14 protein-coding genes are annotated in these 14,291 nt (G+C 71.5%); 4 read left to right on the forward strand and 10 right to left on the reverse strand.

Translation table 11 applies throughout. The features are described from left to right. The 4 genes from DMH12_RS05955 to DMH12_RS05970 all read right to left on the reverse strand — a co-directional run. On the reverse strand, positions 1-1,233 hold a 1,233-nt coding region (locus DMH12_RS05955; protein WP_148107519.1), incomplete at its 3' end, for a cytochrome P450. 207 nt (positions 1,234-1,440) lie between these two features. Further along, complete coding sequence (locus DMH12_RS05960; RefSeq protein ID WP_125490492.1) at positions 1,441-2,328, reverse strand: phytanoyl-CoA dioxygenase family protein; 888 nt, start codon at positions 2,326-2,328, stop codon at positions 1,441-1,443. A 16-nt stretch (positions 2,329-2,344) separates the two neighbouring features. Beyond that, positions 2,345-2,614 (reverse strand): phosphopantetheine-binding protein, encoded by a 270-nt coding sequence (locus tag DMH12_RS05965; protein WP_125490493.1) that lies wholly within the window; start codon positions 2,612-2,614, stop codon positions 2,345-2,347. Between the two features lie 41 nt (positions 2,615-2,655). After that, the gene (locus DMH12_RS05970; protein WP_125490494.1) at positions 2,656-3,837 is read right to left on the reverse strand and encodes an acyl-CoA dehydrogenase family protein; all 1,182 of its coding nucleotides are present in this window, start codon (positions 3,835-3,837) and stop codon (positions 2,656-2,658) included. A gap of 268 nt (positions 3,838-4,105) precedes the next feature. On the opposite strand from DMH12_RS05970, the gene DMH12_RS05975 reads away from it, so the two are divergent. From DMH12_RS05975 to DMH12_RS05990, 4 genes are all read left to right on the forward strand, one after another. Beyond that, the gene (locus DMH12_RS05975) at positions 4,106-5,497 is read left to right on the forward strand and encodes an extracellular solute-binding protein (protein WP_221763110.1); all 1,392 of its coding nucleotides are present in this window, start codon (positions 4,106-4,108) and stop codon (positions 5,495-5,497) included. A gap of 84 nt (positions 5,498-5,581) precedes the next feature. After that, on the forward strand, positions 5,582-6,010 hold the full coding sequence (locus DMH12_RS05980; RefSeq protein ID WP_125490495.1) for an SgcJ/EcaC family oxidoreductase: 429 nt from the start codon (positions 5,582-5,584) through the stop codon (positions 6,008-6,010). A gap of 304 nt (positions 6,011-6,314) precedes the next feature. Continuing rightward, positions 6,315-7,664, forward strand: coding sequence for a condensation domain-containing protein (locus DMH12_RS05985; protein ID WP_125490496.1), 1,350 nt, complete (start codon positions 6,315-6,317; stop codon positions 7,662-7,664). Between the two features lie 4 nt (positions 7,665-7,668). Then, positions 7,669-8,913: an acyl-CoA dehydrogenase family protein gene (locus DMH12_RS05990; RefSeq protein WP_125490497.1), complete on the forward strand. Its 1,245-nt coding sequence runs from the start codon at positions 7,669-7,671 to the stop codon at positions 8,911-8,913. Positions 8,914-9,139: 226 nt separating this feature from the next. On the opposite strand, the gene DMH12_RS05995 is transcribed toward DMH12_RS05990, so the two are convergent. The 6 genes from DMH12_RS05995 to DMH12_RS06020 all read right to left on the reverse strand — a co-directional run bounded on the left by DMH12_RS05995 (position 9,140) and on the right by DMH12_RS06020 (position 14,066). Beyond that, positions 9,140-9,427, reverse strand: coding sequence for a hypothetical protein (locus tag DMH12_RS05995; RefSeq protein WP_125490498.1), 288 nt, complete (start codon positions 9,425-9,427; stop codon positions 9,140-9,142). 263 nt (positions 9,428-9,690) lie between these two features. Next, a complete protein-coding gene (locus DMH12_RS06000) occupies positions 9,691-10,227 on the reverse strand; it encodes a prephenate dehydrogenase/arogenate dehydrogenase family protein (RefSeq protein WP_125490499.1) in 537 nt (178 codons plus the stop codon). A gap of 44 nt (positions 10,228-10,271) precedes the next feature. Beyond that, the gene (locus tag DMH12_RS06005) at positions 10,272-11,075 is read right to left on the reverse strand and encodes a TIGR03084 family metal-binding protein (protein ID WP_125490500.1); all 804 of its coding nucleotides are present in this window, start codon (positions 11,073-11,075) and stop codon (positions 10,272-10,274) included. A gap of 140 nt (positions 11,076-11,215) precedes the next feature. Beyond that, positions 11,216-11,674 carry a thioesterase family protein gene (locus tag DMH12_RS06010; protein ID WP_125490501.1) on the reverse strand — a complete coding sequence of 153 codons (459 nt, stop codon included), beginning with the start codon at positions 11,672-11,674 and terminating at the stop codon, positions 11,216-11,218. A gap of 158 nt (positions 11,675-11,832) precedes the next feature. Then, a complete protein-coding gene (locus tag DMH12_RS06015) occupies positions 11,833-13,497 on the reverse strand; it encodes an FAD-dependent oxidoreductase (RefSeq protein WP_125490502.1) in 1,665 nt (554 codons plus the stop codon). After that, a complete protein-coding gene (locus tag DMH12_RS06020) occupies positions 13,494-14,066 on the reverse strand; it encodes a DUF5987 family protein (protein WP_260474096.1) in 573 nt (190 codons plus the stop codon). Before DMH12_RS06020 ends, DMH12_RS06015 begins: the two co-directional genes overlap by 4 nt. Positions 14,067-14,291: the final 225 nt, after the last annotated feature.

Raw genomic sequence — 14,291 nt, forward strand, 5'->3', positions numbered from 1 at the left:
GTGCTGGGCGACGCGGGCGGTCAGCCGGACCGGCAGCGACCGGTGGCCGTTCATGACGAAGGTGCCCAGCGGCGCGAGGTGCTCCGGTGCCGTGCCGAGGTGCAGGTCGGGGAAGCGCGTGAACAGCGCCTGCACGGCGATCCGGACCTCCATGCGGGCCAGGGCCTGGCCGACGCACCGGTGCGCGCCGTGGCCGAAGGCGAGGTGCCGTTTGTCCGCCCGCTCCGCGTGGAACTCCCGTGCGTCGGCGCCGTGCAGGTCGGGATCGCGGCCCGGGGCCGCGAAGCTGACCAGCACGGGGCAGCCCTGCGGGATCCTCTCGCCCTCGACGGTCACGTCCTCCACCGGGAACCGGAAGGGCATCATGGCCACCGGTGCTTCGGTGCGCAGCGTCTCCTCCACCACGTCGCCCCAGGAGACCCGCCCCGCGCGCACGGCGTCGAGCAGGCCGGGGCAAGTCAGCAGGGCGGCGACGGTGTTGGTGATGAGATTCTTGGCCGGCTCCGTGCCGGTGTTCAGCATCAGCAGCACCAGGGAGACCAGCTCCTCGTCCGCCGCGGGGCCCTCGTCCGCCTGCGCCGCGATCAGGTCGCTGATGAGGTCCTCACCGGGATCCAGGCGCTTCGCCGCCACGAGCTCCTCGGCGTCCTGCCGGTCGCGCAGGAACGCTGCCCGCATCTCCTGCGGGCTCGCCGGGGTGTATCCCGCACGGGCCAGGATGCCGTCCTGGTCCTCCGGGCGTGCGCCGAGGAGCTGTCCGATCACCTGCGCCGCCACCGGCCGCGCGAAGTCGCCCCGCAGGTCGACCGCCGCGTCCGGGTCCTGTTCCGTTCGGGCCTGAAGGGCGTCCAGTGCGCGCGCCACGACGCCCTCGATGCGGGGCTGCAGGGCCGCCACGCGCTGCGGGCTGAACGCGCCCGCGACGAGGCGGCGTTGCCGGGCGTGCGGCTCGCCGTGCGCGGTGGACATGTTCTCCATCCGGGCCCAGGGCAGCAGCGGGAAGTCCGCGCCGATGCCGCCCTCGGCGTAGGCGGGCCAGTGCAGGCGGGCGTCCTTGGAGAACCGCTGGTCCCCCAGGACCTGCCGGGCGGCCCGGTAGCCGGTCACCGCGTAGGCGGCCACCCCGCCGGGCAGCTCGACCGGGGCGACCGGTCCGCGCTCGCGGATCCGGGCCGCCTCGCCGTGGATGTCGCTGCCGAGGTGGTCGATGGCGATGGGCGGGTCTGTGTCCACGCTTACTCCCAAAGGTCGGTGCACATGTGCTCCCGGAGGCCGGTGCACAGGGGGTGACGTACGGCGGCCGCCGCGGCTCCGGCCGGTGAGCCGGTGCCGGCATCCCCGCCCGCGCCCGGCACCCGGCACGCGCGCGCGGCGTGCGGGGCCGCCCGTCCTGCGGCACCGCACGCCGATCGCACGTACCGGCTGCTCCGGACAGAAGCGCTACCGCAGCGGGTTCGCGCCCCGTGGCCTGCCGGCGAGCTCCTGCTGGGTCCGCTCCAGAAGCAGGTGCGGGTCCTGCGTCTCGACCTGGCCGAGGCCGGGCGGGCAGCGGTCCCAGCCGAGCAGCCGCTGTACCTCCTCCGGCAGCGTCGCCACGGTCTCCCGGGAGACGGCGAGGTACTGGTTCTCCTCCTGCCGCAGGTTGCCCAGGTCGAGCGCGACGGACAGGCTGTACCGCGGCGCGTCCGTGGTGTTGGCCCCGCCGCCGTGGTAGATGCCGCCCTGCCAGAGCAGCGCGGAGCCGGCGGGCATCACGGCCGGGACCGTCTCGGCGTACGTGGGTGCCCGCTCGTCGTCCCAGTGGTGGCTGCCGGGGATGACCAGGGTCGCGCCGTTGGCGCTGGTGAAGTCGGTCATGGCCAGCATCAGCTGCAGCCGGCACGGTGGTCCTGGGTGCCGCCACAGATGCATCGCGTCGTCGCGGTGCAGCGGCTGCCGGCCCTGGCCCGGATCGATGCGGATCGCCTGGGTGAAGCTGACCTGGATGCTCGGCTTCACCTCCATCCGGACCTTGCCGATCCAGATGTGCTGCGGCTGCTGCAGCAACCGCCGGGCCGCTCCGAGGAAATGCCGCTGCGTCACGATCGGTGACATGTGCGTCGACCGCTGGAACAGGCTGGACAGCCGCTTGGTCTTCTGGCCGTCGTAACCGCTCTCGCTGTAGCCGGACTCCTCCAGGCCGGGGCCGAGGTCGTCCCGGAGCCCGGCCAGCGCCGCCGCGTCGGTGAATTGCTCGACGATCACCGCTCCGTCGCGCTCCAGGACGGCCACCACGTCGTCGAGGTCGGCATCCGGCCGTACGTGGGTCAGTTCGTGTTTCGTATTCACCTCCGCGGCCCCGCACTCAGTCGGCCGAGCCGTCGGACAGGGTGAGCACGACGTTGGTGAGGGTCTCCAGGTCCGGGTCCTCGAAGAGGTCGCCGATGTCGAGGGCGAGGCCGAGCTGCTCCTCGACGGCCGCGGCCACCTGCACGGCGGCGATGGACTGTCCGTTCAGCTCGAAGAACGTGGCGCCGGGCCGGTCGGAGCCCGGGCCCAGGACGTCCGTCCAGATCGCCGCGACGCGCTGGGAGATTTCCTCCGTGCTGAGAGCCGACTGCTGCTGGGTGCTCATGTCTCCTCCAGGCGGATTCATAGGGGGCAGAGGAATACGGGTCAGAGGTACTGGGTGTTGGCCGGCAGGCCGCAGGCGAGTCGCCCGTACAGCTCGAAGTTGGTGTCGGGGTGCATGATCGCGTGCAGGTTGAGCGCCTTGATGTCGCGCTCGATGCGCTGGATCGGCGCGCTGGAGTACAGCGAGGAGCCGCCGCTGGCACTGGCCAGCACGTCCACGGCCTCCTTGGCGCGCAGGCAGACAGCGCCCAGGTCGAGCCGGGCACGGGCGCGCTCTTCGAGGCTCCACTGCTCGCCGGACGATGCCTTTGTGTCGATCAGGTCGGCGGTGCGCAGCAGGTGGAACTCGGCCTCCGCGATCGCGATCTCCGCCTGCGCCAGCTGCAGATGGGTCAGCGGCGCGGCGCTCTGCTCCGTGTAGTCGGTGTAGGTGATCTTGGCTCCGGGCAGCCGCTCCATGAACGCGTCCCGGGCGGCGACCGCGAGGCCGTACGCGGCCGCGCCGACGGTGGCGCAGGCGATCGGCATGAACGGGGCCCGCCACATGGGCGCGTCGGGGTTCTGCTGCCCCGGGTGGGCACCGCCGATCACCGGGCCGATCGGCAGCACTCGCTCGGCCGGTACGAAGACGTTCTCGGCGACAGTCGTGACGCTGCCGGAGGCGCACATACCGGAGGTGTGCCAGTCGTCGATCACCTTCAGGTCGCTCATCGGCATCAGCACCATGACGGGCTCGTGCTGCCCGTCCGGGGTGGGCCGGACGGCGGCGTTCACGTTCCACGTGCTCTGCTGGGCACCGGTGTTGAAGGACCACTTGCCGTTGACCAGGTAACCGCCGTCCGCCGGGGCCGCCATGGCACCGGGGCTGAGGATGCCGCTGATCCGTACGTCCGGGTCGGCGAACACCTCGTCGCGGACGGACTCGGGGAAGAGGCCGACCATCCAGCTGCTGATCATCCACACCGAGGCGGTCCAGGCGGCGGAGCCGTCGCCGCGCGCCAGCTCGGCGAGGACCTCGGAGACGGTGCGCATGTCGGACTCGTAGCCGCCATGACTGCGCGGCACCCGCATGCGCAGCAGACCGGATCCGCCGAGCGCTTCGAGCGTCTCGGCGTTGAGCTGCCTGCGCTGCTCCGATGCCTGGGCGTTGGACCGCAGTACGGGGCCGAGCTCGGATGCGCGCCGCAGCAGTTCGGTCCTCGACAGCATGGTGACGGTTTCCATCGGCTCTCCTTGAGTCGGGGCGCGCCCTGAGGACGGAGTCAGGACGACGTCGTGGGGACGATGGCAGCCGGGATCACCGCGCCGCATCTTCCGAGCTGCTGTTCAGCGTGCGTACCGGGCGCCGGGGGCGCGGACGGGATGTGCGGGCCTGCGCCTGGAGCACGGGCGGAGACGCGGCCGGTACGCGGGGTCCTGAGCACGCATGGAGATGCGCCCCTCAAGGGAGGCGCGGAGCATGAAATGCCCAGGAAGCCGGTACCGACCTGAGATGGGCAGACTGATGCACCAAGCAGCCGAGAAGCTCACGATCAACGTCTGGCTCAATCGCTGGCCGATGTGGCAGCAGCTCGTCGACCCGATCCGGAGGCAGGCGGAGGAGTTCAACCGCAGGCACCCGCGGTACCGGGTTGTCGTCGACGCCGTCAACGTGGGCCGGTTTCCCCGGGAGGTGGCGCGGGCCGCCCGTACGGGGAACGCGCCGCATCTCGCCTCGTACCAGTACACCTACGTCCAGGAGGCCCGGGACGTACGCGACCGGGACGGCCGGCCGCTGTTCACCTCGGTGACCGAGGCGGTGGGCGGGCGGACGGAGATCCTCGGGGAGCCCGTGGTCCTCGACGACGTCGTGTCCAACATGCGGGCGTACTTCACGCTCGAAGGCGACCTGAGCTCGATGCCGCGCAACACCTCCACCGTGCTGCTGTTCTCCAACATCGACGCGTTGAACGCCGCCGGGATCGCCGAACCGCCGCGCACCTGGGCGGAGGTGGAGGCGGCGTGTGCCGCCCTGGCCGGACGGGACGGCGCCCGCCGCGCCGGCATCACCTGGCCCAACTTCGGCTGGCTCTTCCAGCAGTCCGTGGCGCAGCAGGGCGGCCTGTTCTCCGACCACGACAACGGCAGGTCGGGCCGGAGCGGGAAGGTCGACTACCTGTCGCCCGAGATGCTGGCCTACGCGACCTGGTGGCGGGACCTGTACCGGGCGGGCCACTACCTCTACACCGGCAAGTCGTCGGACTGGTGGGGCTGCATGCAGGCGTTCGCCGACGGCGACGCGGCGATGCTGGTCAGCACCTCCGTCGAGGCGGGGCCCATCGTGCGGGCGGCCCGCAAGGCCGGCTTCCGCGTGCAGGCCAGCGCGATGCCGTACAACGAACGGGCCGGGTACGCGGGGAACCTCATCGCCGGTGAGTCGCTCTGGCTGCGCTCCGGGCTGGACGAGGCGACCCGCGACGGCGCGCTGGCCTTCCTGCAGTTCATGAACAACCCGCGGAACGCGACCGCCGTCTACGACCACGAGCGGACGTTCGTCCCCACCACCGAGTCCTCGATCGACCTGCTCACCGAGGAGGGCTGGTTCGACGGGAATCCGCACTGCCGGGCCGCGATCGACCAGCTCAGGGCGAGCCCCGACTCCCCTGCCACGCGCGGGGCGGTGCTGGGCAACTTCCTGCCCGTCCAGGGCGCGGGCACGCAGGCCATGCACGATGTGCTGGTCGGCGGCGAGGATCTGACCGCGCGGTTCAGCCGGGCGAACGACCAGGCCCGGCAGCTGCTCGACGAGTACGCGCGGCAGGTGGAGTCGGACTCCGGCTCCGACGGCCACGCGCCGCAGCGGCTGCCGCAGATGGAGGGCGAGCGGATCCGGCTCGGCGCCTGATCGCCTCCGTACGGCCTCTGCGTACGGCCGATGACTCACCCTGCCCGATTTCCCACCTGCTTCCCACCTTGCGATGGAGGAGACATGAGTACCCAGAGCGCCCTCTCGGACGTTGCGGTCACCGACGCGGACAAGGCCGCGGTCGCCGCGGTGCCCCAGCGCATCGTCGAGGCGTGGGCGTCCTATGACGCCGACGCGTTCGCCGAGGTGTTCACCGCCGACGGGACCCTGATTCTTCCCGGCTTCTTCGAGAAGGGCCGCGACGCCATCCGCGCCTTCGCCGCGGCGGCCTTCGCCGGCCCGTACAAGGGCACACGCGTCACCGGCACCCCCGTCGACATCCGCTTCCTCAGCGCGGAGGCCGGGATCCTGGTCACACGCGGCGGCATCCTGACGCCGGGTCAGGACGAGCCGTCCCCCGAGCGCGCCGTGCACGCCTCCTGGCTGGTCGTGAAGCAGGACGGCCGCTGGCAGCTCGCCGCCTACCAGAACAGTCCGCGTCACACGGGCTGAGCAGCATCCCGTACCGCCCAGACGGCCTGTGCCCGAACCCCCGTCGCCCGCCCGGAGTACGGGTGACGGGGGCGCTGCCACAGGCTCCGCGCTCCGGAAACGGGCGGCAATCACGAAGATGCGGCGGTCTTCCGGCGCTGCCGACACTCGAGCGCGGCCACCGCGCCGGCGTCGGCACGACGCCCGGTGCCCGCCGCCCTCCACCACGCCGGCGTCAGAGCCTGCGGGTGAACCTGCGTCTGCGCAACGGGCAGACGCCGGGTCCAGACACAGGCTCTCAGCCTCCACCGAGGAGAGATCGCGCATGACCACCTATCCGGAAGCTCAGCAGGTACCGACCACTACGGCGCTCTCACTGCAGCAGCAGTTCCTCGCCATGTTCGCCCAGGGCTACGAGGCCGGGCCGTTCGGGCCGCACTACGTCGAGGTCGGCGGGTGGCGGCTGCACGGCCGGGTGAACGTACCGGCGCTGCGCCTGGCGCTCGCCGACGTGGTCGAGCGGCACGAGGCGCTGCGCACGGTGCTGCACCTGGAGAACGGCGGCGGCACGCAGAGCGTGGTGCCCGCCGGGCAGCCCGAGCTGCTGCTCGCCGAGCTGGACGAGGCACCGGGCCCGGACCGCGAGCGGCGCGCCGAAGAGCTCATGATCGAGGCGGAGACCCGGCCGTTCCCGATCCACGAGGTGCCGCTGCTGCGTGCGGTGCTCGGCCGCTTCGACGACGAGGACGCGGTGCTGGTGCTGGCCACGCACCACAGCGCCGCGGACGTCTGGTCGCTTCAGGTGATCATGCAGGACCTGGCGGAGTGCTACGCGGCCCGCGCGGCCGGGGACGAGCCGCGGCTGCCGGAGCCGACTCAATACCGCGACTACGTCGTGGCGCAGCAGGAGGACGCCTCCGGGCCGTCGGTGGCCGCCGCCCAGGCCTACTGGCGTGAGACCCTGCGTGGCGCCCGGGTCCTGGTGGCGCCGACCCGCCGCAACGACGAGACCCCGGCGACGAGTTACCACCGCTTCACCACCGACGCCGAGCTGAGCGCGGAGGTGTCCCGGCTGGCCCGGGCGACGCGCAGCTCCCCGTTCATGGTGTTGCTCGCGGCGTTCGCCGTGTACGTGAACCGGCGCACCGGGCAGACCGACCTCGTGGTCCCCACCTTCGCGCCGGGCCGCCGGCACGGCTTCCGGTCAACGGTCGGGTCGTTCTTCAACTTCGTGCCGCTGCGAGTGGACGTGAGCGGCTGCGGGACCTTCCGCGAGGTCGTCACCCGCACCAGGACGGCGTGCGTCGGCGCCTTCTCCCACGAGCTGCCGCTGATGCAGGTCCTCGCCGTGGCACCCGAGCTGATGAACTCGGTCGGCCCCGACACGGCACCGACCCTGTTCCAGGCCGTCCAGCCGCCGTACTCGATGCAGGCCGAGAAGGTCGGCGACCTGGAGTACTCCGCGATCTGGCGGCGGGTCGTCCCGCAGCCCATGGGGTCCGAGACCCCCGACGGCATGATCTGGTCGATGCACCTCAGCAACACCGAGGTGGTCGGCGGGCTCAGCTTCAGCCGCCACCTGTTCGACCGGGCCGAGGTCGACGAGCAGGTCGCCGGATTCCTCGGTGTGGTCGGCGAGATGGTGGCCGCCCCCGACGCGGCGATCGGGGCGTGACGCGATGATCCTCACCGAGACCCCCGCGCAGGCCACGGCCGCGCCGTTCGAGCCCGACGTCACCCCGGCCGTGCTCATCGAGCGGGCCCGGGCCGTCGCCGCCACCCTGATCTCCCGCCAGAGCGAGACCGAGGAGCGGACCTACTACGCCGAGGACACCCACCGGGCGTTCCGGGACGCGGGGCTCTACCGCATCACGGTGCCCAGGCGTTACGGCGGCTTCGAGTTCGGCTTCGACACCTTCCTGGAGGTCGTGAAGATCCTCTGCCGCGCCTGCCCGTCGACCGGCTGGATGTACTGCCTGGGCGCCGCGCACTCACTGTTCGCAGCCACCATGTTCGAGGAGGAGGCGCAGGCCGAGATCTTCCGCGGCGGCGACTTCATCGCGCCCCTCGTCAACGCCCCGTTCGGGACGGCCGAGCAGGACGCGGACGGCTCCTGGATCCTGAACGGCGAGTGGAAGTACTGCTCCGGCGCACCGTACGCGACCCACCTGATCGGCAACGCCGTGATCGCCGGAGGCGAGGGGGAGCCGCCCCGGCGGCTGCTGTTCATCGCGCCGCGCGACCAGTGGGAGATGCTCGACGACTGGGGTGGGCAGATCGGCCTCAAGGGCAGCGGTTCGCACAGCATCCGGATCTCCGGCGGGCGCATCCCCGGCCACTTCGGCCTGGAGGTCAACTTCGAGGAGATCTCGGTGACCGGCGGCACCCCGGGCCGCGCGCTGCACGACCACCCTCAGTACGGCGGTGCCCCGGCCAGCTCGATGGCGCTGGAGGGCGCCCACATCGCGGTCGGCATGTGCCAGGGCGCGCTCGACGCGTACACCGAGCTGATGTTCTCCCGTACGACGATCCTGCCGCCGTTCCCGCCCCGGGCCGAGGATCCCGACTACCAGCTCTGGTACGGGCAGGCCAGCAGCATGATCGACGCCGCCGAGACCCTGGTGGGTGCCGCGGCGCGGCGCTGGCACGAGCTGTCCGAGCAGCCGCCCGAGGCGTTCACCGCGGAAGAGGACGTGCGGATCGCGCTGCTGTGCCGGGAGGCGACCCAACTGGCCTGGCGGGCCGTCGACGAGATCATCCAGCCGACGGCCGGCAGCACGTCAGCACGGGAGGGGGAGCGCCTCGAACGGGTCTGGCGGGACCTGTCCACCGGACGCACGCACGTGAGTTCCGCCGTGCTGCTCACCACCGTGGCCAACCGCGGGTACGCCCAGCTGCGCCTGATGAACGCGCAGTCCGGCTGACCCGGGGAGCAGCAGACCGGGGGCGACCTCGCGAAGACCCCGGCCGCACCGGCATCCGTACGGGTGCCGGTGCGGTGGCGTGTCGGGGGACAGTGGTACGTGGGGCAGGGGCATGCCGGGTGCCGGGGCGGTCGTACGTCGAGGAGCGGTGGTACGTGGACGAGGCGGGGTATGTCGGGGGCGAGGGGCCTGACTCAGCCCCCTCGCCCCCGGTCCTTGCCGGTCGTCAGCCGTAGCAGTTCCGTCTCGGCCCGCTGAGGGCGATGCAGCCGGGCCCGCACGCGCCGTCCGGGAACTCCTCCTCGGGCAGCGGCTCCGGCTCCTGGGTGACGGCCGACACCAGGAGCTGCACGAGGGCTTCGGCGGACTCGCGCGCTCCGGACGGGCTGTAGGTGAACGCGGCAGCTGCTTCCGGGCGGCAGGCCGTGCGCCCGCCGGGCCGGTCGGGAACCGCCGTGTACGCGTCCGGCGCGCTGTCGACGTGTATCGGTGGAGTATCGAGCACCTGTCCCACGGTCGGCCTCCTCATTCGTACTGGTCGCCGTGGCCGCCGGACTGTGCGGCGGCCTGCGGCACCGCGGCACTGCGGCACTGCGGCACTGCGGCACTGCGGCACTGCGGCACTGCGGCACTGCACCAACGGTGACGTCCGTCACACGATGCGGGCATCTTTCGTCGTGCTCGCGCCCGGCCGCCGGAACACGTACCTCGTCGTCAGCGCCCGAACCCCCGTCCGCCCGGGGGGCGTGGACGGGGGTTCGGGGCGCGGGCGCCGGGTCAGGCGACGGGCTCTGCCTCAAGAGACATGTCGGTGCGCCGGCCACGGCACAGGGTGATCAGGCGGTCGACCGCGTCGAGGGCGTCCGGTTCCACCAAGGGGTACGGGAAGAGGAGCCAGGGCCGGCCGGCGAAGTGGTCCGCGCTGGGATCGGCGGGCATGTCCGCCGGCTTCGGTACGAGCGGGCGCCCGGGAAGGTAGCCCCAGAGGTCGCAGCCGCGCATCTGGGCCTCCTCCCAGATGCGCCGCTTGCCGGGTGCGACATCGGTGTAGGCCCGGCCACGGCCGCACGCCTGCGCTTCATACAGCACGTCCACCACGGCGTGGGGTGCCGTCGCGATCACCACGAGGTCGGCAGGCGGGGAGTCGGGCAGCAGCACGGACCCGGCGCCCAGCTCCCGGGCCCGTGCCACGGCTTCGGGGTCCATGTCGTCGAGTGAGACGTCCACCCCGGCGCTGTTGAGCGCCAGAGCGATGGAGGTGCCGATCAGGCCGCAGCCGATCAGGGTGACGTGCTGCAGATCCGTGTGGGCCACCGTGATCGCCTCCCATCCTTGGCTCGGTACTGCGGGGCTGCCGATCACTCGTCCAGGTCCTTGAACTGACCCGGTGTCCTGCCCTCGCCTGCGGGTCCACGATACGCCTGGGCTATGCCGAGCCAGTGCCGGGCGTCGTCGCCGACCGCGGTCAGAGCGAGGTCGTCAGGGTGCCTGCGCCGGGTCACGAGCAGGCAGAAGTCGTGGGCGGCTCCTGTGACGACCTGGGTGGCGTCGGCCGGGCCGATGCTCCAGGTCCCGCCGGAGGGCGCGGTCAGCTCGAAGCGGAAGGGTCCGTCCGGGGGCGTCTCGCCGCGGGTCTGGTAGCCGAAGTCCCGGGTCAGGAAGGCGAAGTCGGCCAGGTGTCGCAGCCGGTCCGTCGGCACCCGGCGTACCCCGAGCGCGTCCGCGATGTCCTGGCCGTGCCCGAAGAGCTCCATGATTCCGGCGCAGGCGAGGACGACCGGCGGCAGCGGATTGACCAGCCACGGCACGACCTGGTTCTCCGGCACCGCGCCCAGGGCCCGGACGCAGTCGTCGGCCTCCGCCTGGAAGGCGGCGAGCAGCTCCGCCGGGGGCAGGGTGTTGTACTGGACCAGGGCGGCGTTGACCGCGCCGTTGAAGTCGTCGGCCGCGGCCGCGGCGATGTTCTTGAACAGCTGCGGGTTGGTCGCGGCCGTCTTCGCGAGCCGGAAGATGAAGGTCAGGTGGGCGACCTGGTCGGTGACGGTCCAGCCCGGGGCGGGCGTCGGGGTCTGCCAGGCGGTGGCGTCCAGGTCCGCCACCAGCCGGACGACGTCCTCGACGTCGGCGGTCAGGTCCTTGAGGGTGTCGTGCAGCGTGGCCATCGTCTTCTCCTTGGGTGGTGGAAGCCGGGTACGGACGGGAGGGCCGTCCCGGACTGACGGGTCTCTTGATGCAACTCACCGGGGATGCCGAGTTGTTCGATGCAACCCGGTTGGCACGGGTGGTCCGGCCGGAGGCCGGTTCAGGCGGCGCGTCCGGCGAGCGAGCGCACCTGCGCGGAGTACGGGGCGAGGGCCTGGACGAGTGAATCGGGGATCGCGGAGGGCACGGTGGCGGTGTTCGGGCCGCGCATGCAGGCGACCCGCTGCCGGCCACGGGCGACCAGCGTCTCGGCCCCGTCCGCCGACACCTTCACGTAGTCGAAGGTGAACTCCAACTGGGTCTGCCCCAGCTCCGCCAGCCGCATCCGGACCGACAACTCGTCGAAAGCGGTGATCTCGGCGAAGAACTCGCAGTCCACCTTCAACGTGAACAGCTTCAGGTCGTCCTGCACCTCCGCAAGGACCGCCGGCGCCTGCTCTTTCAGGAAGAGTTCCCGGCACCGACCCTGCCAGCGCAGGTAATTCACGTAGTAGACGTTGCCGACGAGATTCGTCTCCTCGAAACCCACCGTGTGCCGGTACTCGAAATAGTCGGTCATCGTTCTTCACCTTTCGCCTTTTTCCCTGCCGGGTTTTGTGAAGCAACTCATCAGGGTCGACGGAGCTGTCCGGTGCCCCCTGTGGGCCGTCCGGAGGAGGAGCAGTTCTTTTCCGGTGCGATGCCGGGCCGGCCTGGCGGTCCGGCCCGGCCGGTCGCCTAGGAGCTCGCGCCGCGCAGGGCGGGGAGCAGGGGCAGGACGCCTTTGCGGGCGCTGCGGGAGCCGTCGGGGGCCGGGGCCCCGTACCGGACCTGGACGCCGCGGCTCCGCGCCGCGTCGACGATGCCGGGGATCGCTCGCTCGGCGAGCGCCGCGATGGTCATGGCCGGGTTCACGGTCAGGGCACCGGGTACGGCGGAGCCGTCGGTGACGAAGATGCCCGGGTGACCGCGGAGTTCGTTGCGGTCGTCCAGGGCGGAGGTGTGCGGGTCGTCACCGATCCGGCACGACGCCAGGGGGTGCACGGTGTAGGCGCCGACGACGTCGTTGGTCCAGGGCATGACCTTGGAGAGTCCGTCCTTCTCCAGGATCTCCTTGACCTCGGCGTCGGACTGCGCCCAGGCGGCCAGGGTGGTGGGCCTCGGGTCGTACCGGAGGTTGCCCCGGCCGAGCATCTGCTGGGAGATCCGGTGGGCGTTGCCGGTGGCCGGGGGCGGCCCGAAGACGCCTTCGTTGTCGTCCTCGATCATGGTGAAGATCGTCAGCCACGAGGACCAGCGTTTGAGGAGTTCCTTCTTCTGCGGTCCGAACCAGGTGGGCCCGGTCGCGTCGGGCACCTGGGCGAGGATCGTGCCCAGGCCCGGCGGGAAGTACAGCTGCTCCAGGGAGTAGCGGGAGTACTCGGGCAGGGAGCCGTCCAGGCGGTCCCAGTTGGCGACGGTCGGTCCCTTGCCGATGTGGTTGGCGGCGTAGGCGATGCCGTCGCCGCGGTCCAGGCCGAGCAGCTCGGCGGCCTTCTCCTCGTCGATGACGGCGGTGTTGAGGCGCTCGCCGTTGCCGGAGAAGTAGCGCCCCACGGCGTGCGGCATGGTGCCCAGGCAGGGTTCGCTGCGCTGCAGGATGACGGGGGTGGCGCCGGCGCCCGCTGCCATGACGACGATCTTCGCGTCGATGGTGCCGCCGCCGGTGTGGACGCGGTAGTCCTCGTCGTCGATGACGTTGTAGTGCACGCGGTAGTCGCCGTCCGGGGTCCGAGCAATGTGCTGGACCTCGTGCAGCGGGCGGATCTCCGCGCCGTGGGCGAGGGCCGCGGGCAGGTAGTTGAGCAGCAGCGACTGTTTGGCGTCGAAGCGGCAGCCGGCCATCATCCAGTTGCAGTTGACGCACGTGCTGTTGTCGACGGCCGCGGGCAGCGGGTTGGCCGTGCGGCCCGCGTGGTCGCAGGCCGCGGCCCACAGCCCGCCCGCGTAGCTGACCTCGTTCCAGTCCGGCTTGCTGATGGAGATGGACTCGGCGACCCGGTCGTACCAGGGGTCGAGGGTGTCGCGGCTGACCGACTTCGGCCACATGCGCCGGCCGATGCTGCCGTGCCGCTCGAAGACGAACCGCGGGGCGCGGGGCATCGCCGCGAAGTACACGACGCTGCCGCCGCCCACGCAGTTGCCGCCGAGCACGCTCATCCCGTCGCCGACGACGAAGTCGAAGGCCCGGGTGTAGGAGGAGCCGAGTTTGTAGTCGTGCTCGAAGTCGTCGGTGTCCAGCCAGGGGCCCCGTTCCAGGACGGTGACCTTCGCACCGCCCGCGGCGAGGTGGTAGGCCGTGATCGCCCCGCCGAAGCCGCTGCCGATCACCAGGACCTCGGTCCGTTCCGTGCTGGTGCTCATGCCGGACTCCCTGAGGGTGTGGTGTCGGGGTGGCGGCGGGCGAGTGCCGTGCCGTATCCCGGCTTGCCGAAGCGCCACAGGCCGTCCGCGTCGGGCGGGGTGATGCCCATCGCCGTCAGGCCGGGATGCCCGTCGGCCAGGGCTTCCGCGGTGTGGCGGTGGGCCGCGGAGTCGAAGCTCATGTTGGAGAAGAGCGCGAGCAGCACCCACAACTCCTTCTCCGGGTGCCCGGGGCCGGTAAGCCGCTGCACCAGGGCGGTGCGGTGTGCGAAGTCCAGCGCCACGAAGGGCGGGACGGAGGCGTCGAGCGTCAGCCCGTGCTCCTCGGCGTACGACCGGGTGTACCCGTCGAGCAACTCCACCAGGTCGCCGAGGCCTTCGGAGATGCCGGTGGCATCCCACTGCATCAGCTCCAGGGCACCGGCCGCGACGGCTCCGCCGCCGGGCGCCGCACCGGCCACGGCCCGGTCGTCGGGCCGGCGCTTCTCGCCCGGCACGATCGTGTCCGCGTAGGCCTCGAGCGTCAGCGTCCGGTGTGCGACGAGGTCTCCGCTGGTAGTCCCGGTCAACTCTGCCTCCCTCATCGGGGCCGGTTCGTTCGATGGCGAGAGGAACGCTAGGGACGACCGCGAAGTTCAAGCAACCGACGGCCTTGTTCAAGCAACGGTCTCCCTAGTTCGCAGACTCGCCAGAGTCGTCGCATCTGGGCCTCGACCACTTATCGAAATCAGGCCAACCGGTAGGCTCCTTCCTTGATCTCCTAAGCACCTGCGCGCGACTGGAGAAGTCGTCCT

This window comes from Streptomyces sp. WAC 04229 (assembly GCF_003947455.1).
In the GTDB taxonomy this organism is placed as follows: Bacteria; Actinomycetota; Actinomycetes; order Streptomycetales; family Streptomycetaceae; genus Streptomyces.

Excerpts from the sequence above, each read along its gene's own strand:
- DMH12_RS05990 (WP_125490497.1), top strand. The coding sequence starts at position 7,669 with ATGATCCTCACCGAGACCCCCGCGCAGGCCACGGCCGCGCCGTTCGAG.
- DMH12_RS05965 (WP_125490493.1), bottom strand. The coding sequence starts at position 2,614 with ATGAGCACCCAGCAGCAGTCGGCTCTCAGCACGGAGGAAATCTCCCAG.
- DMH12_RS06010 (WP_125490501.1), bottom strand. The coding sequence starts at position 11,674 with ATGACCGACTATTTCGAGTACCGGCACACGGTGGGTTTCGAGGAGACG.
- DMH12_RS05985 (WP_125490496.1), top strand. The coding sequence starts at position 6,315 with ATGACCACCTATCCGGAAGCTCAGCAGGTACCGACCACTACGGCGCTC.
- DMH12_RS06005 (WP_125490500.1), bottom strand. The coding sequence starts at position 11,075 with ATGGCCACGCTGCACGACACCCTCAAGGACCTGACCGCCGACGTCGAG.
- DMH12_RS05975 (WP_221763110.1), top strand. The coding sequence starts at position 4,106 with ATGGGCAGACTGATGCACCAAGCAGCCGAGAAGCTCACGATCAACGTC.
- DMH12_RS06015 (WP_125490502.1), bottom strand. The coding sequence starts at position 13,497 with ATGAGCACCAGCACGGAACGGACCGAGGTCCTGGTGATCGGCAGCGGC.
- DMH12_RS05980 (WP_125490495.1), top strand. The coding sequence starts at position 5,582 with ATGAGTACCCAGAGCGCCCTCTCGGACGTTGCGGTCACCGACGCGGAC.
- DMH12_RS05970 (WP_125490494.1), bottom strand. The coding sequence starts at position 3,837 with ATGGAAACCGTCACCATGCTGTCGAGGACCGAACTGCTGCGGCGCGCA.